Origin of the sequence: Pseudomonas sp. 3-2, from assembly GCF_019710535.1 — a bacterium.
GTDB classification, from domain to species: domain Bacteria; phylum Pseudomonadota; class Gammaproteobacteria; order Pseudomonadales; family Pseudomonadaceae; genus Aquipseudomonas; species Aquipseudomonas pharyngis.
Genome location: NZ_CP081200.1, coordinates 1,944,983 through 1,968,627, shown reverse-complemented (window position 1 = coordinate 1,968,627; position 23,645 = coordinate 1,944,983). Strand labels below are relative to the sequence as shown.

General features: G+C 60.9%; 23 protein-coding genes. 19 read left to right on the top strand and 4 right to left on the bottom strand.

Annotated features, from left to right (window positions below; genetic code table 11):
* The first annotated feature begins 31 nt into the window (after positions 1–31).
* The 5 genes from K3819_RS09055 to K3819_RS09035 all read left to right on the top strand — a co-directional run bounded on the left by K3819_RS09055 (position 32) and on the right by K3819_RS09035 (position 5,531).
* Positions 32–535 (top strand): ureidoglycolate lyase, encoded by a 504-nt coding sequence (locus K3819_RS09055; protein WP_027613342.1) that lies wholly within the window; start codon positions 32–34, stop codon positions 533–535.
* Positions 536–586: 51 nt separating this feature from the next.
* Positions 587–1,900, top strand: a complete 1,314-nt coding sequence (locus tag K3819_RS09050) for a urate hydroxylase PuuD (RefSeq protein ID WP_039769892.1) — start codon at positions 587–589, stop codon at positions 1,898–1,900.
* A 169-nt stretch (positions 1,901–2,069) separates the two neighbouring features.
* Positions 2,070–3,428 (top strand): nucleobase:cation symporter-2 family protein, encoded by a 1,359-nt coding sequence (locus tag K3819_RS09045; protein WP_221399080.1) that lies wholly within the window; start codon positions 2,070–2,072, stop codon positions 3,426–3,428.
* A 159-nt stretch (positions 3,429–3,587) separates the two neighbouring features.
* Positions 3,588–4,373, top strand: a complete 786-nt coding sequence (locus K3819_RS09040; RefSeq protein WP_221399079.1) for an outer membrane protein OmpK — start codon at positions 3,588–3,590, stop codon at positions 4,371–4,373.
* Between the two features lie 372 nt (positions 4,374–4,745).
* Positions 4,746–5,531, top strand: a complete 786-nt coding sequence (locus K3819_RS09035) for an outer membrane protein OmpK (RefSeq protein ID WP_064594588.1) — start codon at positions 4,746–4,748, stop codon at positions 5,529–5,531.
* A 123-nt stretch (positions 5,532–5,654) separates the two neighbouring features.
* On the opposite strand, the gene K3819_RS09030 is transcribed toward K3819_RS09035, so the two are convergent.
* Both K3819_RS09030 and K3819_RS09025 read right to left on the bottom strand, forming a co-directional pair.
* The gene (locus K3819_RS09030; protein ID WP_221399078.1) at positions 5,655–6,827 is read right to left on the bottom strand and encodes a patatin-like phospholipase family protein; all 1,173 of its coding nucleotides are present in this window, start codon (positions 6,825–6,827) and stop codon (positions 5,655–5,657) included.
* Between the two features lie 36 nt (positions 6,828–6,863).
* The gene (locus K3819_RS09025) at positions 6,864–7,796 is read right to left on the bottom strand and encodes a lipid A biosynthesis lauroyl acyltransferase (protein ID WP_221399077.1); all 933 of its coding nucleotides are present in this window, start codon (positions 7,794–7,796) and stop codon (positions 6,864–6,866) included.
* Between the two features lie 117 nt (positions 7,797–7,913).
* Here K3819_RS09025 and minC point away from each other — a divergent pair, with 117 nt between their 5' ends.
* The 8 genes from minC (at position 7,914) to K3819_RS08985 (ending at position 15,671) form a co-directional block, all read left to right on the top strand.
* Positions 7,914–8,651: a septum site-determining protein MinC gene (gene minC, locus K3819_RS09020; protein ID WP_039769884.1), complete on the top strand. Its 738-nt coding sequence runs from the start codon at positions 7,914–7,916 to the stop codon at positions 8,649–8,651.
* 169 nt (positions 8,652–8,820) lie between these two features.
* Positions 8,821–9,633: a septum site-determining protein MinD gene (gene minD / locus K3819_RS09015; protein WP_039769880.1), complete on the top strand. Its 813-nt coding sequence runs from the start codon at positions 8,821–8,823 to the stop codon at positions 9,631–9,633.
* Positions 9,633–9,887 (top strand): cell division topological specificity factor MinE, encoded by a 255-nt coding sequence (minE, locus tag K3819_RS09010; protein ID WP_007960071.1) that lies wholly within the window; start codon positions 9,633–9,635, stop codon positions 9,885–9,887. Before minD ends, minE begins: the two co-directional genes overlap by 1 nt.
* 91 nt (positions 9,888–9,978) lie before the next feature.
* A complete protein-coding gene (locus tag K3819_RS09005) occupies positions 9,979–10,614 on the top strand; it encodes an RluA family pseudouridine synthase (RefSeq protein WP_039769876.1) in 636 nt (211 codons plus the stop codon).
* Positions 10,615–10,660: 46 nt separating this feature from the next.
* Positions 10,661–11,761, top strand: a complete 1,101-nt coding sequence (locus K3819_RS09000) for a hypothetical protein (RefSeq protein WP_221399076.1) — start codon at positions 10,661–10,663, stop codon at positions 11,759–11,761.
* A 76-nt stretch (positions 11,762–11,837) separates the two neighbouring features.
* Positions 11,838–13,127 carry a M18 family aminopeptidase gene (locus K3819_RS08995; protein ID WP_134334366.1) on the top strand — a complete coding sequence of 430 codons (1,290 nt, stop codon included), beginning with the start codon at positions 11,838–11,840 and terminating at the stop codon, positions 13,125–13,127.
* Positions 13,128–13,258: 131 nt separating this feature from the next.
* Positions 13,259–13,435, top strand: a complete 177-nt coding sequence (locus tag K3819_RS08990) for a hypothetical protein (RefSeq protein ID WP_169429504.1) — start codon at positions 13,259–13,261, stop codon at positions 13,433–13,435.
* A gap of 76 nt (positions 13,436–13,511) precedes the next feature.
* Positions 13,512–15,671 (top strand): mechanosensitive ion channel family protein, encoded by a 2,160-nt coding sequence (locus K3819_RS08985; protein WP_221399075.1) that lies wholly within the window; start codon positions 13,512–13,514, stop codon positions 15,669–15,671.
* Positions 15,672–16,079: 408 nt separating this feature from the next.
* Here K3819_RS08985 and K3819_RS08980 read toward each other — a convergent pair whose 3' ends face one another.
* A complete protein-coding gene (locus K3819_RS08980) occupies positions 16,080–16,793 on the bottom strand; it encodes a UTRA domain-containing protein (protein WP_011333178.1) in 714 nt (237 codons plus the stop codon).
* 351 nt (positions 16,794–17,144) lie between these two features.
* On the opposite strand from K3819_RS08980, the gene K3819_RS08975 reads away from it, so the two are divergent.
* From K3819_RS08975 to K3819_RS08950, 6 genes are all read left to right on the top strand, one after another.
* Positions 17,145–18,209, top strand: coding sequence for an ABC transporter substrate-binding protein (locus K3819_RS08975; RefSeq protein ID WP_221399074.1), 1,065 nt, complete (start codon positions 17,145–17,147; stop codon positions 18,207–18,209).
* A gap of 181 nt (positions 18,210–18,390) precedes the next feature.
* Entirely contained in the window at positions 18,391–19,197 is an 807-nt protein-coding gene (locus K3819_RS08970; RefSeq protein WP_221399073.1) for an alkaline phosphatase family protein, read from the top strand.
* Positions 19,198–19,202: 5 nt separating this feature from the next.
* On the top strand, positions 19,203–20,039 hold the full coding sequence (locus K3819_RS08965) for an ABC transporter permease subunit (protein ID WP_172829520.1): 837 nt from the start codon (positions 19,203–19,205) through the stop codon (positions 20,037–20,039).
* Complete coding sequence (locus K3819_RS08960; RefSeq protein WP_007960203.1) at positions 20,026–20,826, top strand: ABC transporter permease; 801 nt, start codon at positions 20,026–20,028, stop codon at positions 20,824–20,826. Before K3819_RS08965 ends, K3819_RS08960 begins: the two co-directional genes overlap by 14 nt.
* Positions 20,823–21,812, top strand: coding sequence for an ABC transporter ATP-binding protein (locus K3819_RS08955; protein ID WP_085613510.1), 990 nt, complete (start codon positions 20,823–20,825; stop codon positions 21,810–21,812). The genes K3819_RS08960 and K3819_RS08955 overlap by 4 nt, the downstream gene beginning before the upstream one ends.
* A gap of 34 nt (positions 21,813–21,846) precedes the next feature.
* Positions 21,847–22,500, top strand: a complete 654-nt coding sequence (locus K3819_RS08950; RefSeq protein ID WP_221399072.1) for an HAD family phosphatase — start codon at positions 21,847–21,849, stop codon at positions 22,498–22,500.
* Between the two features lie 45 nt (positions 22,501–22,545).
* Here the strand turns inward: K3819_RS08950 and K3819_RS08945 are convergent, their stop codons facing one another.
* Complete coding sequence (locus K3819_RS08945; protein ID WP_221399071.1) at positions 22,546–23,508, bottom strand: zinc-binding dehydrogenase; 963 nt, start codon at positions 23,506–23,508, stop codon at positions 22,546–22,548.
* Between the last annotated feature and the right edge of the window lie 137 nt (positions 23,509–23,645).

Below are 23,645 nucleotides of genomic sequence, written 5' to 3'. Positions count from 1 at the left end.
CAACACAGAACTCAACGAAAAGAAGAACAGCATGCGCACACTGACGATTGAACCGCTGACCAAAGAAGCCTTCGCCCCTTTCGGTGACGTGATCGAAACCGACGGCAGCGATCACTTCATGATCAACAACGGTTCGACCATGCGCTTCCACAAACTGGCGACGGTCGAAACCGCGACGCCTGAGGACAACGCGATCATCAGCATCTTCCGCGCCGACGCGCAGGACATGCCACTGACCGTCAGCATGCTGGAACGCCATCCGCTGGGCAGCCAGGCTTTCATTCCGCTGCTCGGCAACCCCTTTCTGATCGTGGTCGCGCCACTTGGCGATGTACCTGTATCAGGCTTGGTCCGCGCCTTCGTCACCAACGGCAGGCAGGGCATCAATTACCATCGCGGCGTCTGGCACCACCCGGTGCTGACGATCGAAAAGCGGGATGACTTCCTGGTGGTTGATCGCAGTGGCACAGGCAATAACTGCGATGAGCATTTTTTCAAAGAGGATGAGCGTTTGATCCTCGCCCCCCACCAATAAGAGAAGGTCTGATCACTCGACAACAAGAGTGACAGGCGAGAGGTAAAGACTGTGGAAGCACATCTGTTGGAATGGCTGAACCTGAGCGTGCGCTGGGTTCACATGATCACTGGCGTGGCCTGGATCGGCGCGTCGTTCTACTTCGTCTGGCTGGAGAACAACCTCAACCGCGTCAATCCGAAAACCGGTCTTGCCGGTGATCTGTGGGCGATCCACGGCGGCGGTATCTATCACCTGGAAAAATACAAACTGGCCCCTCCGTCGATGCCGGAGAACCTGCACTGGTTCAAATGGGAAGCCTATTTCACCTGGATGTCGGGGATCGCGCTGCTGTGCGTGGTGTTCTACTCCAACCCCGTGCTCTACCTCGTGGCACCCGGCAGCGGCCTGACCGGCCCTGAAGGCGTGGCCATCGGCATCGGTTCGCTGATCGCCGGCTGGTTCATCTACGACTTCCTCTGCGACTCGCCTCTGGGCAAGAAACCTGCCCTGCTCGGCTTCATCCTGTTCGTGCTGATCATCGGCGCGGCGTATGGCTTCAGCAAGGTATTCAGCGGTCGCGGTGCCTACCTTCACGTCGGCGCGATCATCGGCACCATCATGGTCGGCAACGTGTTCCGCATCATCATGCCGGCCCAGCGCGCCCTGGTCGCCGCGATCGCCGAGAACCGCACGCCGGATCCGGCCCTGCCGGCCAAAGGCCTGCTGCGTTCGCGTCATAACAACTACTTCACCCTGCCGGTGCTGTTCATCATGATCAGCAACCACTTCCCGAGCACCTACGGCAGCCAGTACAACTGGCTGATCCTGGCCGGGATCGCGGTGTTGGCGGTGTTGGTGCGTCACTACTTCAACACCCGTCACGACAGCCACAAGTTTGCCTGGACCCTGCCAGTGGCAGCGGTGGGCATGATCAGCCTGGCGTACGTCACCGGCCCGGCGCCGATGTCGACCGCGCCGGACGTGGCCAAGGCACCTGCGAAAATCGAGTACCAGCCACTGCCGGAAACGGCGCTGGGTGGTGGCGCGAAACCGGCTGAAGCGGCACAACCAGCCGCCCCTGCTGCACCGGCCGCAGCTCCCGCTCAGGCGTCCAATGCGGGCCCGGGTTTCGACAAGGTGCACTCGGTGATCCAGGAACGCTGCGCGGTCTGCCACTCGGCCAAACCGACCAGCCCGCTGTTCAGCGCGGCACCGGCCGGTGTGATGTTCGACACCCCCGAGCAGATCCGCCAGAACGCGGCGCGGATCCAGGCGCAAGCCATCACCACGCAGATCATGCCACTGGGCAACATCACGCAGATGACCCAGCAGGAACGTGACCTGATCGGTGCATGGATCGCCCAGGGAGCCCAGACCAACTAAGCAGTAAAAGCATCGCTGGCAAGCCAGCTCCCACAGGGTTTTGCACTGCCTGTGCGGGAGCTGGCTTGCCAGCGATTAGCCGCAACGCGGTTTACCTGATGCAAAGAAACAGCTGTGAGCAACCCGGCAGCTGTTCAATCACAAGAATAAAAAAGATCCGAGGTGTTGCATGTCCGAGCTGTCCAAAGCGCGCATCCCCGACGCACCCGCCATTCAGCGTTTGCCCCTTTTGCAACTGATCCTGGTCGGTCTGCAACATGTACTGCTGATGTATGGCGGCGCCATCGCGGTACCGCTGATCATCGGACAGGCCGCTGGCCTGAGTCGTGAAGAAATCGCCTTCCTGATCAACGCCGACCTGCTGGTCGCCGGCATTGCCACCATCGTGCAGTCCTTGGGCATCGGCCCGATGGGCATCCGCATGCCGGTGATGATGGGCGCCAGTTTCGCCGCCGTCGGCAGCATGGTCGCCATGGCCGGCATGCCCGGCATCGGTCTGCAGGGAATCTTTGGCGCCACCATCGCCGCCGGGTTCTTCGGCATGATCATCGCGCCGTTCATGTCCAAGGTCGTCCGCTTCTTCCCGCCGCTGGTGACCGGCACGGTCATCACCTCGATCGGTTTGTCGCTGTTCCCCGTGGCCGTGAACTGGGCCGGTGGCGGCGCCGCCGCTGCTCAATTCGGTTCACCGATTTACCTGGCCATCGCCGCACTGGTACTGGCTACCATTCTGTTGATCCACCGCTTCATGCGCGGTTTCTGGGTCAATATTTCCGTGCTGATCGGCATGTGCCTGGGCTACGTGCTCTGCGGCGCCATCGGCATGGTCGACCTGAGCGGCATGGCCAACGCGCCGTGGGTTCAGTTCGTCACCCCGCTGCATTTCGGCATGCCGAAGTTCGAACTGGCACCGATCCTGTCGATGTGCCTGGTGGTGGTGATCATCTTCGTCGAGTCCACCGGGATGTTCCTCGCGCTGGGCAAGATCACCGGTCAGGAAGTCTGCCCGCGCATGCTGCGTCGCGGCCTGCTGTGTGATGCCGGCGCGTCGTTCTTCGCCGGTTTCTTCAACACCTTCACCCACTCCTCCTTCGCGCAGAACATCGGCCTGGTGCAGATGACCGGCGTGCGCTGCCGCTCGGTGACCATCGTCGCCGGCGGTCTGCTGATCGTCCTGAGCCTGCTGCCCAAAGCCGCGTTCCTGGTGGCGTCGATTCCACCAGCGGTGCTCGGTGGCGCGGCGATTGCGATGTTCGGCATGGTCGCGGCCACCGGCATCAAGATTCTGCAAGAGGCCGACATCGGCGACCGTCGCAACCAATTGCTGGTAGCCGTGAGCATCGGCATGGGCCTGATCCCGGTGGTGCGTCCGGAGTTCTTCGCCCACCTGCCATTGTGGATGAGCCCGATCACCCACAGCGGGATCGCCATGGCCACCCTCAGCGCGCTGACGCTGAACCTGTTGTTCAACATCCTCGGTGGCGCCGAACGCGCTGCGATCAACGACTGTCACGCACACCAACATTAACAGCGACACAAAAATCCCCTTGTGGGAGCGGGCTTGCTCGCGAAAGGGTCATGTCAGTCACCATCACTGTTGAATGACCCTCCGCTTTCGCGAGCAAGCCCGCTCCCACAGGGGTAAGCAACGCCCTGCCTCAACAAAAAAAACAAGAGGGAGCAACAGATGATCCGGACTCAAACCAGCGTGTTGTTGGGCGGCGGCCTGCTGGCCGCATCGCAAGCCATGGCCGGCGATTTATTGCTGTGGCAGACCAACAGCCTGAGCTACCTGTACGGCAAGAACTTCGCGATCAACCCGTCGATCCAGCAGACGGTGACGTTCGAGCACGCCGACAAGTGGAAGTACGGCGACAACTTCCTGTTCGTCGACAAGATCTTCTACAACGGCCAGGAAGACCGCAACAAAGGGCCCCACGCGTTCTATGGCGAATTCAGCCCGCGCCTGTCGTTCGGCAAGATCTTCGACAAAAAGCTGGAGTTCGGCCCGATCAAGGACGTACTGCTGGCCATGACCTACGAGTACGGCGAAGGCGACAGCGAGGCCTACCTGATCGGACCCGGCTTCGACCTCAAGGTGCCGGGCTTCAACTATTTCACCCTGAACTTCTACCGCCGCCAGACCGAAGGCCCGCGCCCCGGCGACGGCGTCTGGCAGATCACCCCCGGCTGGTCCTACAGCATTCCCGTGGGCAATTCCGACCTGTTGATCGACGGCTATCTGGACTGGGTGGTCGACAACGATCAGAACTCGCGCGGCACCTATCACGCCAACCTGCACATCAACCCGCAGATCAAATACGACCTGGGCAAAGCCCTCGGCTGGGGTGAAAAGCAGGTGTACGTCGGCACCGAATACAGCTACTGGAAAAACAAATACGGGGTCGAAAACACCCACAGTTTCGACACCAACCAGAACACCGCCAGCCTGCTGGTCAAGGTGCACTTCTAAGATGACCCGCAACCGTGCCCCGTACCTGTCGTCGGTGCTCTGTTGCGGGGCACTTGAGGCCTGGCCGTTGAGTCAGTATTCTCCGCGGCCTCCTGAATTCGGTCTAAAAAAAAGCCCGAATTTAATTCCTGACCGAAAAGCCAACTTATCCAGGCTTCGGTCAGTACCGAGGCATCCCGAAAACACGCTCAATCGACTGTTTTTCAGCAGCCGACGGGCTTTTTTTTGCTTTTCGAAAAGCCTTGGCTCAGCTCTTGCTAACAGCATGAAAGCTGACCGGATGGATGACTTTTGCAGCAATGAAAAAAGGCGCCACACCAGAGCGCCGACTCAAAAAAATAAACGTGGAACACCTACTTTGGGAGCAACCGAATGAAACGTATGTGCACCAGCCTGATGCTTGCGGGATCGCTGCTGGCAGGGGGTCAGGCCATGGCCGACGGCCTGCTGCAATGGCAGAACAACAGCCTGACCTACCTCTATGGCAAGGACTTCCAGGTCAACCCGCGCATTCAGCAGACCGTCACCTTCGAGCACGCCGATGCCTGGAAGTACGGCGACAACTTCGTGTTCGTCGACAAGATCTTCTACAACGGCAAGGATGACGGCGGTGTGGGTTCGAACACCTACTACGGCGAAATCAGCCCGCGTCTGTCGTTCGGCAAGATCTTCGATCAGAAACTGGCTTTCGGTCCGGTCACCGACGTACTGCTGGCCATGACCTACGAATTCGGTGAAGGCGATACCGAGTCGTACCTGATCGGTCCAGGCTTTGACCTGGCGATCCCGGGCTTCGACTACTTCCAGCTGAACTTCTACCAGCGCCACACCGAAGGCTCCCGCGCCGGTGACAACGTCTGGCAGATCACCCCGGTCTGGTCCTACACGATTCCGGTCGGCGACTCGAACATCCTGATCGACGGCTTCATGGACTGGGTGGTCGACAACGACTCCAACTCCAAAGGCGATTACCACGCCAACCTGCACTTCAACCCACAGGTCAAATACGACCTGGGCAAAGCGCTGAGCATTGGCGAGAAGCAGCTGTATGTGGGTGTCGAGTACGACTACTGGTCGGACAAGTACGGGATCAAGGACAGCCAGTACTTCAAGACCGATCAGAGCACCACGAGCTTCCTGGTGAAGTTCCACTTCTGATCCTGGTGTCAGTGGCGTCTGAAAGGACGCCTTCGCGAGCAAGCCCGCTCCCACACTGGTTTTGTGTCGTTCACAAAACCAGTGTGGGAGCGGGCTTGCTCGCGAATGGCGGCACCACAAATCTCAAGCGGGAGCCACCGCCTCGCCAATCCCGAGAAACCGGCACAGCTCATCGCGCTTGGCCAAGGCATCGCGCCGCCCCAGGTCGATCAATTCGCTGCAATACCCCGCCTCGAACAGCAAGTAACTCAACACCCCTGCCCCGCTCGTTTTGGTCGCTCCCGGCCCACGCAAGAACAGCCGCAACGCCGCCGGCAACTCCTGACGATGCCGCGCCGCGATTTCATCGATCGGCTGACTTGGTGAAATCACCAACACTTCCACCGGCGCCACACCCAGAGCGCGGGTCGGCGTGCCTTCGGGCATCAGACGGCTGAACTGGTTGAGACGCTGAAGCAGCTCAATGTCGCTTTCCAGGCTATCAATGAAGGTGCTGTTGAGCATGTGCCCGCCGATCTGCGCCAGCGTCGGCTGCTGCCCGGTATAGGCGCGCTCCAGCGGTTGCGCCGGATCGAAACCGCGCGGGTTGCCGCTGACACCCACCACCAGCACCCGGCTCGCGCCCAGGTGCAGCGCCGGGCTGATCGGTGCCGATTGCCGCACCGCGCCATCACCGAAATATTCATCGCCGATCTTCACCGGCGCGAACAACAGCGGGATCGCCGAACTGGCCAGCAAGTGTTCCACCGACAACTGCGTCGGCACACCGATGCGCCGATGACGCAGCCAGGAATCGATGGTGCCGCCACCCTGATAGAAGGTCACGGCTTGCCCGGACTCGTAGCCGAACGCCGTCACTGCCACCGCGTGCAATTGCTTGCGCGCGATGGACTCGGCGATGCCGGGCAGGTGCAGTTTTTCGTTGAGAAGATGACGCAGCGGCGAGCTGTCGAGCAGCGCCACCGGCAGTTGCCGGCCCATGCCCAACAGGCTGTGGCTGACGAAACGACTGGCCTGGCGGATCACTCCCGGCCAGTCGCTGCGCAACACGCGATGGCTGCGAAAGCCTTGCCAGAACAGGGTCAGGCGTTCGATGGCAGCGCGAAAGTCCGTCGCACCGCTGGCCAGGCTGACCGCGTTGATCGCCCCGGCGGAGGTGCCGACGATCACCGGAAACGGATTGTCCGCCCCCAGCGGCAACAATTCGGCAATCGCCGCCAGCACCCCCACCTGATACGCCGCCCGAGCCCCGCCGCCGGAAAGAATCAAACCTGTGACCGGTTCAGCTGGGCTCATCGCAACGCTCCGTGGTGCTTGTGGGGATGGGTCAAATCAACCGCGTTTGGCGTACAGCTTCGGCTCGCCCGGTGGCCGGCTCTTGAAGCGCCGGTGTGCCCACAGGTATTGCTCGGGGCACTCACGCAACACGCCTTCGACCCACTGATTGATGCGGATGCAATCTTCTTCTTCGGTCTCGCCCGGGAAACCTTCCAACGGCGGATGAATCACCAGACGATAACCGCTGCCGTCGGCCAGACGTTCCTGGGTGAACGGCACCACCAGCGCCTTGCCCAACCGCGCGAACTTGCTGGTGGCGGTGACCGTTGCAGCCTGAATGCCGAACAGCGGCACGAAGATGCTCTGCTTGGCGCCGTAGTCCTGATCCGGTGCATACCAGATCGCCCGACCTGCGCGCAGCAGCTTGAGCATGCCGCGCACGTCGTCACGTTCCACCGCCAGCGAATCAAGATTGTGCCGCTCGCGGCCCTGACGCTGGACGAAGTCGAACAGCGGGTTCTTGTGTTCGCGGTACATGCCGTCGATGGTGTGTTGCTGGCCGAGCAGCGCCGCGCCGATTTCCAGGGTGGTGAAATGCACCGCCATCAGAATCACGCCCTTGCCTTCGCGCTGGGCCTTCTGCAAATGCTCAAGACCTTCGACGTTGGCCAGTTTCGCCAGGCGCTGACGCGACCACCACCAGCTCATCGCCATTTCAAAGAAGGCGATGCCGGTGGAGGCGAAGTTTTCCTTGAGCAGTCGCTTGCGCTCGGCGGCGGACTTTTCCGGGAAACACAGTTCCAGATTGCGCTTGGCGATGCGCCGCCGGTCGCCGGCGAAGCGATACATCAGGGCACCGAGAAAACGACCGATGGCCAGCAACGCCGGATACGGCAGTTGCACGGTCAGCCACAACAGCCCGAGGCCGCACCAGAGCGGCCAGAAGCGTGGGGCAAGAAATGCTTTTCGAAAACGCGGGCGATCCATTAAAGCTTCCGTAAATACAGTGGCCGCGCATTCTACATCGTTCGACCCGGCTTGCGGCCTGCGGGCGTTCTCGTTATAAGTCTCGGCACTTTTAGTGACAAGCCGTTGTATGCCGACATGAGCCAAACCGAACCGAAAGACCAAGATCCCGTGTTCCAGCTGAAGGGCAGCATGCTCGCCATTACGGTGCTGGAGCTGTCCCGCAACGACCTGGACAGCCTCGATCGGCAATTGGCCGCCAAAGTCGCCCAGGCACCGAATTTCTTCAGCAACGCGCCGCTGGTTCTGGCGCTGGACAAACTGCCGCCAAGCGAAGGCGCCGTCGACCTGCCGGGCCTGATGCGCGTGTGCCGTCAGCACGGCCTGCGTACCCTGGCGATCCGCGCCAGCCGCATCGAAGACATCGCCGCCGCCATCGCCATCGACATCCCGGTGCTGCCGCCGTCCGGCGCCCGCGAACGACCGCTGGAAGCAGCCGAACCCGTCGCCCCGAAGAAGCCGGAAAAGCCGTCGGAGCCGGCCGTCAAACCGACCCGCGTCATCACCACGCCAGTACGTGGTGGCCAACAGATATATGCGCAAGGTGGCGATCTGGTGGTGGTTTCCTCGGTCAGCCCGGGGGCGGAACTTCTCGCCGATGGCAACATCCATGTATACGGCCCGATGCGCGGTCGTGCGCTGGCCGGGGTCAAGGGCGACACCAAGGCGCGGATTTTCTGTCAGCAATTGAGCGCTGAACTGATCTCCATCGCAGGCCATTACAAGGTTTCCGAGGACCTGCGTCGCGATCCGATGTGGGGTTCGGGCGTACAGGTCAGCCTGTCGGGCGACGTGTTGAACATCATTCGGCTTTAACGGATACTGCCGCATTTTCCAAGCATCTCTAAAACGTAGCGAAAACGGCTCAAACGAAGTAGGAAAAAGGCCAAAAGCCGAATTCCAGCCAAGGCTGTCCGACTGCAGTAGTTTTCTAGAGATGTTTTTCAGGGGCTGAACAGTCCTTCTTCCTTAGGGGTGAAACACCTTGGCCAAGATTCTCGTGGTTACATCCGGCAAGGGTGGTGTGGGTAAGACCACCACCAGCGCCGCTATCGGTACCGGCCTCGCTCTGCGCGGCCACAAAACAGTGATCGTCGACTTCGACGTGGGCTTGCGTAACCTCGACCTGATCATGGGTTGCGAACGCCGCGTGGTGTATGACTTCGTCAACGTGGTGAACGGCGAAGCCAACCTGCAACAGGCCCTGATCAAAGACAAACGCCTGGAAAACCTCTATGTACTGGCCGCCAGCCAGACCCGCGACAAAGACGCGCTGACCGTCGAAGGCGTGGAAAAAGTCCTGATGGAGCTCAAGGAACAATTCGACTTCGTCGTCTGCGACTCCCCGGCGGGTATCGAGAAAGGCGCGCACCTGGCCATGTACTTCGCTGACGAAGCGATCGTCGTGACCAACCCGGAAGTCTCCTCGGTACGTGACTCCGACCGCATGCTCGGCCTGCTGGCCAGCAAGTCCCGTCGCGCCGAACGCGGCGAAGAGCCGATCCAGGAACACCTGCTGATCACCCGCTACCACCCGGAGCGCGTCGAAAAAGGCGAAATGCTCGGCGTCGAAGACGTCAAGGAAATCCTCGCCGTACGCCTGCTGGGCGTCATCCCGGAATCCCAGGCCGTGCTCAAGGCCTCCAACCAGGGCGTACCTGTGATCCTCGATGATCAAAGCGACGCCGGCCAGGCCTACAGCGATACCGTTGATCGCCTGCTGGGCAAGGAAAAAGAACACCGGTTCCTGAATGTCGAGAAGAAGGGATTCTTCGAGCGTCTGTTTGGAGGTAGGTAATGAACCTTTTTGACTTCTTTCGTGCCAACAAAAAGCCAAGTACCGCCTCGGTCGCGAAAGAGCGTCTACAGATCATCGTGGCGCATGAACGCGGCCAGCGCAGCACCCCGGACTACCTGCCCTCCTTGCAGAAGGAACTGGTGGAAGTGATCCGCAAGTACGTCAACATCGGCAACGACGACGTGCACGTGGCACTGGAAAGCCAGGGCAGCTGCTCGATTCTGGAACTCAACATCACCCTGCCAGACCGCTGAGTCGATCCGGCAGGAACGACGGCGGCTCAGGGCCCTTCCGACACCGGAGGGGCCCTGAGCCGCCGTTGGCATTTGTTACGAGGCTGTTTTAATGCCGTTGTCCAACGTCCAAATCATTCATCAGGACGCCGCCGTTCTGGTGGTGAACAAACCGACCCTGTTGCTCTCCGTCCCCGGCCGGGCCGATGACAACAAGGACTGCCTGATCACCCGTCTGCAGGAAAACGGCTACCCGGAAGCACGCATCGTCCATCGCCTGGACTGGGAAACCTCGGGGATCATTCTGCTGGCCCGCGACGCCGACACCCACCGTGAACTGTCGCGCCAGTTTCACGATCGTGAAACAGAGAAAGCCTACACTGCGCTCTGCTGGGGTCAGCCGGAACTGGACAGCGGCAGCATCGATCTGCCCCTGCGCTACGATCCGCCGACCAAGCCGCGCCACGTGGTCGATCACGAACACGGCAAGCACGCCCTGACCTTCTGGCGTGTGCTGGAACGCTGCGGCGACTGGTGCCGCGTCGAACTGACACCGATCACCGGCCGTTCGCACCAGTTGCGGGTGCACATGTTGTCCATCGGTCATCCGTTGCTCGGTGATGGCCTTTACGCCCACGAACAAGCCCTGGCCGCCTGGCCGCGTCTGTGCCTGCACGCGAGCATGCTCAGCTTCACCCATCCTCAGTCCGGCGAACGCTTGCGTTTCGAATGCCCGGCACCGTTTTAAGCACTGTCGGACCGACAGCTGCCCGATTTATAGGATTTTGTTCCGGATGAGTTGTACTGATTCCCTGGCAACACCCGTCAAGAAGACCCGTCATCAACTGCTCTACCTGATTTACGGCAATCAGGATGTCTACCGGCGCGAAGCCAAGTTCAGCATCCTGACCGCCCTGTCCCAGGCCAAAAACGGCAAGCGCCCGGCGATCAGAATCCTCACTGACCGGCCGCAGGATTACGAAGGCTGGCCGGTCGACACCGTGCTGCTCGACGAAGCGACCCTGACCCGCTGGCAAGGGCAGAACGGCTATCACCATCGGCGCAAGGCCTGCGCGATCGCCGCCGGCCTGCAACTGGCCGAGAAAACCCTGTTCGTCGACACCGACACCCTGTTCACCAGCAACCCGAACAGCCTGTTCCAACACATCGATGCAAATCAGTCGGTGATGGATCGCTTCGAATACGACTGGAAAGATGTCTTCGAGCGACCGGATTACCTGAAGCTCGCTCGCGACCTCAGAGCCCATGGCGTTTGCCCGCAGAACGGTTTCAAGCTCTACAACAGCGGCCTGTGTGGTGTCACCGACCGCGATTCGGCGCTGTTCGAGGAATCGATCCGCCTGATCGATGAATGGACGGCCGACGGATTCGAGATTCACACCATCGAGCAGATCGCCCTGTCCTACGCGATGCGCGAACGGCCGGTGGTGGAAGCGCGCAATCATGTCTATCACTACTTCGCGGAAAAACGCTTCTTCCACGCGATGCAGGCGTTTTTCTTCGCTCAGCACGGCGAGAAATTCAGCCAGCGACTGGTGGACCTGTGCGCTGACGTGCCTCGGGTCAAACCCTTTCCGTCCGCCTGGCAGCGCCTGAAGATCAAGTGGAAACTGCGTAACCAGAGCGGCGCCATGCGCAAGGTGGGTCGGGATCTGTTGTACGGCAGCGCCGCACCGGATCACCCGTATTACAGTGCCTGTCGTCATGAGTGGTGGGAATGCGCCTCGCGGGAGATTCTGCGCTGGGACGAGAGCCGTCAGAAAAAGCTTCTGGAACAGAGTCGCTGGCCAAAGCAGCTGCCCCGTCCGGACAAGCCTGAAGACGAAAAAGTGATCATGAACTACCTGAAAAAACGCGTGACCGCCGCTCGTTGACGCGAGCGGCACATGTCATGTCCCAAGCATCAGGCCGATGCGTTAAACTCCCGCCCATTGCTGTCTGGAGCTTCTTATGCGCGAAGAGTTGAACCAAGGCCTGATCGACTTCCTCAAGGCCTCCCCTACCCCGTTCCACGCCACCGCCAGCCTTGTTCAACGCCTGGAGGCCGCCGGTTATGTGCGCCTCGACGAGCGCGAAACCTGGCACACCGAAGCCAATGGTCGTTACTACGTCACCCGTAACGATTCCTCGATTGTCGCGATCAAGATGGGCCGCAACTCGCCGCTGCACGACGGCATCCGTCTGGTCGGCGCCCACACCGACAGCCCGTGCCTGCGGGTCAAGCCCCAACCTGAACTGCAACGCCAGGGCTTCTGGCAGCTCGGCGTCGAAGTCTACGGCGGTGCGCTGCTCGCGCCATGGTTCGACCGCGACCTGTCGCTGGCCGGCCGCGTCACCTTCCGCCGCGACGGCAAGGTCGAAAGCCAGCTGATCGACTTCAAGGCCCCGATCGCGATCATTCCCAACCTCGCGATCCACCTCAATCGTGAAGCCAATCAGGGCTGGGCGATCAACGCCCAGACCGAACTGCCGCCGATTCTCGCGCAGTTCGCCGGTGACGAGCGCGTGGACTTTCGCGCGGTGCTCACCGATCAACTGGCTCGCGAACACGGCCTCAACGCCGACGTGGTGCTGGATTACGAGCTGAGTTTCTACGACACCCAGAGTGCTGCGGTCATCGGCCTGCATGGCGACTTCATCGCCGGCGCGCGCCTGGACAACCTGCTGTCGTGTTACGCCGGCCTGCAAGCCCTGCTGACCGCCGACACTGAAGAAACCTGCGTGCTGGTGTGCAACGACCACGAAGAAGTCGGTTCCTGCTCGGCCTGCGGCGCCGACGGCCCGATGCTGGAACAGACCCTGCGCCGCCTGCTGCCGGAAGGTGAAGAGTTCGTACGCACCATCCAGAAATCCCTGCTCGTGTCAGCCGACAACGCCCACGGCGTACACCCGAACTACGCCGACAAGCACGACGCCAACCACGGCCCGAAACTCAACGCCGGCCCGGTGATCAAGGTCAACAGCAACCAGCGCTACGCCACCAACAGCGAAACCGCCGGCTTCTTCCGCCATCTGTGCATGGCCGAAGAAGTGCCGGTGCAAAGCTTCGTGGTGCGCAGCGACATGGGCTGCGGCTCGACCATCGGCCCGATCACCGCCAGCCACCTCGGCGTGCGCACCGTCGACATCGGCCTGCCGACCTTCGCCATGCACTCGATCCGCGAACTGTGTGGCAGCCATGATCTGGCACACCTGGTCAAAGTGCTGAGCGCGTTCTACGCCAGTCGCGAATTGCCATAGGAAACAGCCGGGATCGCAGCGTCGAGCTGCGATCCCCGGCCTTTAGAACCGGCTCATTTCTGATACACATCAGCACCGTCCATCGAAAACCCACCTAGACTTGCATCATTCCCTTCGACAAGGCTGTCGTCATGATCTCGATGTCTGCGTTTCACTCCATGCTCATTCCCATCCTCAGCGGAATGATTCTGCTGGCCATCGGCTTCAACTTCCGTGACAAGAACGCCGGTGTGTTCGCCATGTGGATCGGCATGCTGATGATCCTGGCCACCGTGGTCTACAAGATCCTCGCCAAACTCAACGAATAAATCCGCGCCCGGCTCGCATTGAATCTGGCGGGCTCGTACACTCGCCCGATCCGCCCCTTGCGAGGTTGACCGCCTAGTGTTTGCTCGTCTTTTTGCCCTGCCCTGCCTCTTTCTCGTTTGCCTGATGACCCTGGTGTCGCCGGCGCCTGCCGACGCTGCCGGTCTGCCGGGATTGCTCACGGGCGCCGGCAAGGCTCAGCCCGAAGCTCAGGAACCACTCGGCCAGTCCCTGGACGAAGTCATCAAGTCGCTGGAAAACGACAAGCAACGCGCCCAGTTGCTGACTGATCTGAAAAAACTGCGCGACGCCACGAAAAAAGCCCAGGCCACCCCGGAAGAAGGGGTGCTGGGACTGATCGGCGGCACCCTCGCCACTTTCGAAAAACAGTTCTCCGGTGCCGACAGCCCACTCAATCGCTGGTCTGCCGAATTCGACATGGCCAAGGACGAGCTCAGAGGCCTGATGCTGCCGGCCAGCGAATGGCTGCCGATCATCTTCGCCTTCGCCGTGATCCTCGCGGTCTGGAGCCTGCTCGCCGCCGCGCTGATCTGGCTTGGTCATCGGGTACGCATGCGCTTCGGTCTGACCGAAGAACTGCCGCAACATCCCCGAGCCCTCGACATGCTGCGCTTCGCCCTGCGCAAGCTCGGGCCATGGATGATCGCTCTGGTCATCACGGTCTACCTGAGCTACGCATTGCCCTCGTCACTGGGCAAAAGCCTGGCGATGGTGCTGGCCTACGCGCTGGTGGTCGGCACCTGCTTCTCGGCCATCTGCGTGATTGCCTTTTCCGTACTCGACGGCCCGCACCGCCATCGCGCGCTGTACATCCTGCGCCACCAGGCCTTCCGCCCGCTGTGGCTGATCGGCAGCTTCGCCGCATTCGGGGAAGCCCTGAGCGATCCGCGACTGATAGCCGGCCTCGGCGTGCACCTGGCCCACACCGCCGCCACCGTCGCCAACGTCCTCGCGGCGCTGTCGACCGGCCTGTTCATCCTGCGCTTCCGCCGACCGATCGCCCACCTGATCCGCAACCAGCCACTGTCCCGCCGCCTGACCCGCCGCGCCCTCAGCGACACCATCGAAATCCTCGGCACCTTCTGGTACGTCCCGGCGCTGGTGCTGGTGGGCATTTCGCTGTTCGCCACCTTCGTCTCCGCCGGCGACACCAGCACCGCCCTGCGCCAGTCGCTGATCTGCACCGTGCTGCTGGTGTTGTGCATGGTGATCAACGGCCTCGTCCGCCGCCATGCCCTCAAGCCTCAACGTGGGCCGAAGCGCCACGCGCTGTATTCCGAGCGCCTGAAAAGCTTCTTCTACACCCTCGCCCATTTGCTGGTGTGGCTGGCCTTCATCGAACTGGGCCTGCGGGTCTGGGGCATGTCGCTGATCGGCTTCACCGAAGGCGAAGGCCACGACGTCAGCGTCAAACTGTTCAGCCTGATCGGCACGCTGATCTTCGCCTGGCTGATCTGGATCCTCAGCGACACCGCCGTGCACCACGCCCTCACCCGCTCCCGCAAAGGCCTGGCCAACGCCCGCGCGCAAACCATGATGCCGCTGATCCGTAACGTGCTGTTCGTGGCGATCTTCATCATCGCCCTGATCGTCGCCCTGGCGAACATGGGCATGAACGTCACGCCCCTGCTGGCCGGTGCCGGCGTAATCGGCCTGGCGATCGGCTTCGGCGCCCAGTCACTGGTGGCCGACCTGATCACCGGCCTGTTCATCATCATCGAAGACTCCCTGGCCATCGACGACTACGTCGACGTCGGCGGCCACCTCGGCACCGTCGAAGGCCTGACCATCCGCACCGTACGCCTGCGGGACATCGACGGCATCGTCCACACCATCCCGTTCAGCGAAATCAAAAGCATCAAAAACTACTCCCGCGAATTCGGCTACGCGATCTTCCGCGTGGCCGTGCCGTTCAACATGAGCATCGACGAAGCCATCAAACTGATGCGCGACGTCGGCCAGAAAATGCGCACAGACCCACTGCAACGCCGCAACATCTGGTCGCCACTGGAATTTCAGGGCGTGGAAAGCTTTGAATCCGGCAACGCGATACTGCGTGCAAGGTTCAAGACCGCACCGATCAAACAATGGGAAGTTTCACGGGCATTCAACCTGTCGCTGAAACGGCATCTGGACGAGGCCGGACTGGACTTGGCGACGCCAAGGATGAATGTGCAAGTGATCACCGCAGGCGGTGGCGGCCAAACTCAAGAATAGATCCGGAGAATCTGACCGACTTCAGGCCGCCATCGCTGGCAAGCCAACTCCCACCACTCACCACGATGAGCGTTAGCTCGAGTACCGCTTTTGACGTGCCGGCCCCATCGGCCGGCTGAGTGGAGGGATTCATCCGGGGGTGGGAGCGCAGCGACCGTGCGGCGCAGCCGCATGCATCGAGAGGAGGTGCAGCGAAGCAAACCGTAGGCGATGCCCCCGGATGAATCCCGGAACGAAGGAACACCGAGCCAAAGCGAGGGGCCGAACGCCGGGGCCCAGCGTTTTGGTTACTTTGGGGCGTTTGCCAAAGTGACTCGCCGTAAGGGCGAAACCGTCAGCGGCAGCACCCGAAGAAACGGATATGTACACAGTCAACCCAAAACCTGGTCGGCCCAGCGGCCGCCAAGGTCAAACAACATCAACACCGACGTGAATCGCATCATGCCGCCAAAACTCCAGATCACAATCAATCAACCGCCCAAACTGATCATAATTAACCCGAGCAATCCTCAACCCCGGACTCCCCACCGACACCCGTAAAGCCGCCGCCGCATCCACCGACAACGACGTAGGCACAATCTCGAACCGCACCCGCCCATAGTGCAAATCGTAATGCCGCGCATACAGCTCGGTAATCGACTGATTCAGATCAAACTCCAGAATCCCCGGAAAAAACTGCGGATTCAGATAATGCTCCACATACAACACCAACCGCCCATCGATCCGCCGCGACCGGCAGATCTGAATCACGCTCGACAACGCCGGCAACTGCAACCACGCACAGACCGCCGCTGAAGCCGGCTGCAACCGCGCCGAAATCACCTCGGTCGACGGCACCCGCCCCTGCGCACTGACCATCGCGTGAAAGTGACTGCGCTGCATCAGGTTGTAAGCCAGACGCGGTGGCGACACGAACCAGCCACGCCGCTCCTCGCGATAAATCTGCCCTTGCGCCTCCAGCTGCAACAAGGCTTCGCGTACCGTAATTCGCGTCGTGCCGAACAGCTCACTGAGCTTGCGCTCGGCCGGCAACTTGCTCCCCGCCGCCAGCAACCCATGGTCGAGTTGCTCCTGAAGGATCTGGCCAATCGCTGTCACCGCTTTTGTTGCCTCATCGCGCATCAACGTTACCTATCTGGACTAGACCAGCACTGTTTCGGGGCAAAACCGCACAGCAATCGTGCCGTCCGGTCGTGTTGCAAGCCTAGGCAGTGCAGATGACCGAGAGATGACAAAACTACCGAACGGTCGCCCTGACAACTTGCAATACATCGGCCAAGTCCCTTGCCCGCCGGGACTTGGCGGGTGGTCTACGCTTACCGGGCACTCGCTGATACCGGAGATAGAAAAGGCTGGGCGAGCCATCGCCGACATCAAAGTGTCATCGAGCCCCCTTAAATTGGCTCAGGTATTGCTGACCTAGACCAACACAAACCGCAATTGCAGCGTTGAACACGACCAAGGAGCTTTGGAATGAAACAGTTTTTCCTGGCATCACTGTTAGGCTCGACCATTGCCATGTGCACCGCCGCCATGGCGGCTGACGATCTGAAAACCCTCGAAGCCGCTGCGAAAGCGGAAGGCGCCGTCAACAGTGTCGGCATGCCCGATGACTGGGCCAACTGGAAAGGCACCTGGGAAGACCTGGCCAAGAAATACGGCCTGAAACACATCGACACCGACATGAGCTCGGCCCAGGAAATCGCCAAGTTCGCCGCTGAAAAAGACAACGCCACCGCCGACATCGGCGACGTCGGCGCCGCGTTCGGTCCGATTGCGGTCAAGCAGGGCGTGGTGCAACCGTACAAGCCGAGTACCTGGGACCAGGTGCCGGACTGGGCCAAGGACAAGGACGGCAACTGGGCACTGGCCTACACCGGCACCATCGCCTTCATCGTCAACAAGAAGCTGCTGCACGGCTCCGACGTGCCGACCAAATGGGCTGACCTCAAGGGTGGCAAATACAAGGTTTCCATCGGTGACGTGAGCACCGCCGCACAAGCTGCCAACGGCGTACTCGCCGCCGCACTGGCCAACGGCGGCGACGAGAAAAACATCCAGCCGGCCCTGCTGCTGTTCGCGGACATCGCCAAGCAGGGGCGCCTGTCGATGGCCAACCCGACCATCGCCACCATGGAAAAAGGCGAGATCGAAGTCGGCGTGGTCTGGGACTTCAACGGCTTGAGCTACAAGGCCAAGATGGCCAACCCGGATGACTACGTGGTGCTGATCCCGTCCGACGGTTCGGTGATTTCCGGCTACACCACCATCATCAACAAATACGCGAAGAACCCGAACGCCGCCAAGCTGACCCGCGAATACATCTTCAGCGACGCCGGCCAGACCAACCTCGCCCGTGGCAACGCCCGCCCGATCCGCGCCGAGCACCTGCAACTGCCGGAAGACGTGAAGGCCAAGCTGCTGCCGAACGAGCAGTACAAAAAGGTCACGCCGATCAAGGACGCCGATGCCTGGGAAAAAACCTCCAAGGCCCTGCCGCAGAAGTGGAACGAAGAAGTCATCGTCGAGATGAAATAAAGCGGCTGATCACCCTTTTGTGATCTGCTGAAGATCCAAATGTGGGAGCGGGCTTGCTCGCGAATGCGGTGGATCAGTCAAAAAATTATCGACTGACACTCCGCTTTCGCGAGCAAGCCCGCTCCCACAGAGGGATCCGGGTTGAACCTGAAATTTTCTGTTTCGCGGAGTTTTTGCCCCTATGAAGCACACCGTCATCCTTGTCGTGCTCGACGGCCTCAACTACGAGGTCGCGCGTCACGCCATGGGGCATCTGCAGGCTTACGTTGGCGCAGGACGCGCCGCGCTCTACCAGTTGGAGTGCGAGCTGCCGGCCCTGTCCCGACCACTTTACGAATGCATCCTCACCGGTGTGCCGCCGATCGACAGCGGCATCGTCCACAACAACGTCTCGCGCCTGTCCAACCAGCGCAGCATCTATCACTACGCCCGCGATGCCGGCCTGAAAACCGCTGCCGCGGCGTACCACTGGGTCAGCGAGCTCTACAACCGCTCGCCGTTCGTGGCGGCACGGGATCGGCATACCGATGACCCGACGCTACCGATCCAGCACGGCCACTTCTACTGGAACGATCACTACCCGGATTCGCACCTGTTCGCCGACGCCGAAAACCTGCGCCTGCGCCACGCCCCGGATTTTCTGCTGATCCATCCGATGAACATCGACGACGCCGGGCACAAGCACGGCCTCGACACCCCGCAATACCGCAACAGCGCACGCAGCGCCGACATCATCCTTGCCGACTACCTGCAAGACTGGCTCGACGCCGGTTGCCAGGTGCTGGTGACCGCCGACCATGGCATGAACAACGACCGCTCGCACAACGGCCTGCTGCCGGAAGAGCGCCAGGTACCGCTGTTCGTGATCGGTGATGCGTTCAGCCTGAACAGCGAAGCTGCACCCAAGCAGACCGACATCTGCGGCACCGTGTGCGAACTGCTCGGCGTGCCCCACGACAAACCTGTGTGCCGGGAGTTGCTCAAGTGAACTCAATGACTCGCGGCAAATGGCTGGCCGCCCTGTGCCTGGTGCCTTTCGCGCTGTTCTTTATCGTGTTCGAAATCGCCCCGCTGATCTGGGTGATGATCAACAGTCTGCAATCGGAAGAGTTCGGCTGGGGCTTCGCCAACTTCAGCAAGATCTTCAATTCGAAGTTCTATTTGCAGGCGATCCGGTACAGCCTCGAAATCAGTTTCTGGTCGAGTGTGTTCGGGATCATCATCGCGGTGCTGGGTGCGTATTCTCTGCGCCGGGTCGATTCGAAACTGCGCAACTTCGTCAACGCCTTCGCCAACATGACCAGCAACTTCGCCGGCGTACCGCTGGCGTTTGCATTCATCATCCTGCTCGGCTTCAACGGCAGCATCACCATCATGTTGAAGCAGGCCGGGATCATCGAGGACTTCAACCTGTATTCGAAAACCGGGCTGATCATCCTCTACACCTACTTCCAGATTCCACTCGGCGTCTTGCTGCTGTACCCGGCATTCGACGCACTGCGTGAAGACTGGCGCGAATCCGCCGCACTGCTCGGCGCCGACAGCTGGCAGTTCTGGCGCCACATCGGCCTGCCGGTACTGACCCCGGCCCTGCTCGGCACCTTCGTGATCCTGCTGGCCAACGCCCTCGGCGCCTACGCCACGGTCTACGCGCTGACCACCGGCAACTTCAACGTACTGCCGATCCGGATTGCGGCGATGGTCTCCGGCGACATTTCCCTCGATCCGAACCTGGCCAGTGCCCTGGCCGTGGTGCTGGTGGCGCTGATGACCCTGGTGACCGTCGTGCATCAACTGCTGCTGAAGAGGAGCTACCATGTCTCGCGCTGAATCCGGACCGGCCGGCGTCTACCACCGCGTCGTGGTCTATCTGTTGTTCGCCATCCTGCTGCTGCCGCTGGTGGGCACGCTGATCTATTCGATCGCCAGCAGTTGGTCGGCCACCATCCTGCCCAGCGGTTTCACCTTCAAGTGGTACATCCAGTTGTGGAGCGATCCGCGCTTTCTGCACGCCTTCGGCCAGTCGCTGCTGGTGTGCGTCGGCGCGCTGATCCTGTCGGTGGTGCTGATCCTGCCGCTGCTGTTCGTGGTGCATTACCACTTCCCGAAACTCGATGCACTGATGAACATCCTGATCCTGCTGCCCTTCGCGGTGCCGCCGGTGGTGTCGTCGGTGGGGCTGTTGCAGCTCTACGGTTCCGGGCCGTTTGCGATGGTCGGCACGCCGTGGATCCTGATCGGTTGCTACTTCACCGTGGCGCTGCCGTTCATGTACCGGGCGATCACCAACAACCTGCAAGCGATCAACCTGCGCGACCTGATGGACGCTGCCCAACTGCTCGGGGCCAGCACCTTTCAGGCAGCCTTCCTGGTGGTGCTGCCGAACCTGCGCAAAGGCCTGATGGTCGCGTTGCTGCTGTCGTTCTCGTTCCTGTTCGGTGAGTTCGTGTTCGCCAACATCCTGGTCGGCACCCGCTACGAGACCCTGCAGGTCTACCTCAACAACATGCGCAACAGCAGCGGCCACTTCACCAGCGCGCTGGTGATCTCCTACTTCTTTTTCGTGCTGGTCCTGACCTGGGTCGCCAACATCTTGAACAAGGACAAAAGCGAATGAGCTATGTCAGCGTCCAACACCTGCAAAAAAACTACGCCGGCACCACGGTGTTCAGCGACATCAACTGCGAAATCCAGAAGGGTGAATTCGTCACCCTGCTCGGCCCGTCCGGTTGCGGCAAATCCACCCTGCTGCGTTGCATCGCCGGGCTGACGCCGGTCGATGGCGGCAAGATTCTGCTCGATGGTGTCGACATCGTGCCGCTTACCCCGCAGAAACGCGGGATCGGCATGGTGTTCCAGAGCTACGCGCTGTTCCCCAACATGACCGTCGAACAGAACGTCGCCTTCGGTTTGCGCATGCAAAAGGTCAATGCCGACGACAGCCACAAGCGGGTTGCCGAGGTGTTGAAACTGGTTGAACTCAACGATTTCGCCAGCCGCTATCCGCATCAGTTGTCCGGCGGTCAATGCCAGCGTGTAGCCCTCGCCCGCTCACTGGTGACCCGTCCGCGCCTGTTGCTGCTGGATGAACCGCTGTCGGCCCTCGATGCACGGATTCGCAAACACCTGCGCGAACAGATCCGTCAGATCCAGCGCGAACTCGGCCTGACCACGATTTTCGTCACACACGATCAGGAAGAAGCCCTGACCATGTCTGACCGGATTTTCCTGATGAATCAGGGAAAGATCGTACAAAGCGGCGATGCCGAAACCCTCTACACCGCGCCGGTCGACGTGTTCGCCGCCGGCTTCATCGGCAACTACAACCTGCTGGATGCCGAGAGTGCGTCGAAGCTGTTGCAGCGGCCGATCAGCCACCGCATCGCGATTCGCCCGGAGGCCATCGAGCTGAGCCTCAACGGCGAACCCGATGCGCAAATCCGCAGCCACAGCCTGCTGGGCAACGTGATCCGCTACCGCGTTGAAGCCCGAGGCGTGGAACTGGTGGTGGATGTGCTCAACCGTTCAGCGGCGGATCTGCATCCCGACGGTCAGCGCCTGTCACTTTTCATCGATTCCACCGCCCTGTGTGAGGTAGCCTGATGACTTTGCTGAAACCCAAGAGGGAACTGAACTGATGGCCCTGGCAATTTTTGATCTGGACGACACCCTGATCCACGGCGACTGCGCCACCCTCTGGTGCGAGCAGATGGGGCGCCTGGGCTGGGTCGATCCCGAGTCGTTCATGCGCAGGAACAACGAGCTGATGGACGCCTACAGCCATGGCAAGTTGCGCATGGAAGACTACATGGACTTCAGCCTTGAACCGATGATCGGACGTACCCCTGAGGAAGTCGAGCATCTGGTCGGGCCGTGGGTTGAAGACTTCATCGAGCCGATCATCTTCAGCGACGCCACCAAGACCATCGCCGCTCACCGTAAGGCCGGCGACCGGATTCTGGTGATCTCGGCCTCGGGCACGCACCTGGTCAAACCCATCGCCGAGCGGCTGGGCATCGACGAGGTCCTGGCAATCGAGCTGGAAGTGGCGCACGGCGTCTACAGCGGCCACACCGTGGGCACCCTGACCTACCGCGAAGGCAAGATCACCCGTCTGCTGGAATGGCTGGATGCCGAAGAGGAAAAACTTGAGGGCGCGAGTTTCTATTCCGACTCACGCAATGATCTGCCGCTGCTGTTGAAAGTGGATTACCCACATGTGGTCAACCCGGATCCGGTGTTGCTGGCAGAGGCCGAGAAATCCGGCTGGCCGATCCACCTCTGGAAGTAAGCAATTGTCTTGTGGGAGCAGACCTGCTCCCACAAGCATCGATGATCAGCTCAGGCTTTCGTCGATAACCAGCACCAGCTTCCCTGCCACGCTGTTGCTCGCCAGCTCGGCGAACGCTGCCTCGGCATCCTTGATCGGGAACGCCTTGGCCAGTTGCGGCTTCAGGCGCCCTTCGGAAAACAGCGGCCACACGTGCTGGCTCAGATCGCTGAACAGATCGGCCTTGAACTGATCGTCACGGCTGCGCAGGGTCGAACCCAGCAGTTGCACGCGCTTGGCCAGCACCTGGGCCAGATCCAGTTTTGCCTCGCGGCCGCCCATCAGACCGATCAGCACCCAGCGTCCGTCCTGCGCCATCAGCTTGAGGTTCAACGCCGAATAGTTGCCGCCCACCGGATCCAGGATCACATCGAACGGCCCGAAATCCCGCAGACTTTCCAGGTCGTCGGTGCGAACCACCCCGCCCTGGGCACCCAACGATTCGCAATAGACCAACCGCTCAGCCGAGCCGACGCTGACCCAGCAGGGATTGCCGAAAGCCTTGCACAGTTGAATCGCGGCTGAGCCGATACCACTGGCTCCGGCGTGCAGAAGAACTTTCTCACCCGGTTTGAGCGCAGCGAGTTGAAACACATTCAGCCAGACGGTCGCGTACACCTCGGGCAACGCCGCCGCTTCAATCAGCGACACGCTTTCCGGAACCGGCAGCACATGCCGTCCGTCGACGACCACTTCTTCGGCCATCCCGCCCCCGGCCAGCAAGGCGCAGACCCGGTCACCGACCTGCCAGGACGAGCCTGCGCCGACCTCGCTGATCACCCCGGAACACTCAAGACCCAGCACCTGGCTGGCACCTGGAGGGGGTGGATAAAGTCCGGCTTTCTGTAATAAATCCGCGCGATTGAGGCCCGCTGCCGCCACCCGGATGCGAACTTGTCCTACATCGCATGTAGGACTTGGTTCATCAACCCATGCCACTTGACCTTCAACGCCTTGCAATGCCTTCACAGTGCCTCCATAGTGAGTCTGGACTGAGCCCGAAGCTGTAGCGCCGGGCTTTTTGCATTATGCGACCGGCCCTGGGGTCTGAACGAACGCTGAACAGCAGTTATCGTACAGAGCGTAGCGGTACCGGCGACTTCAAA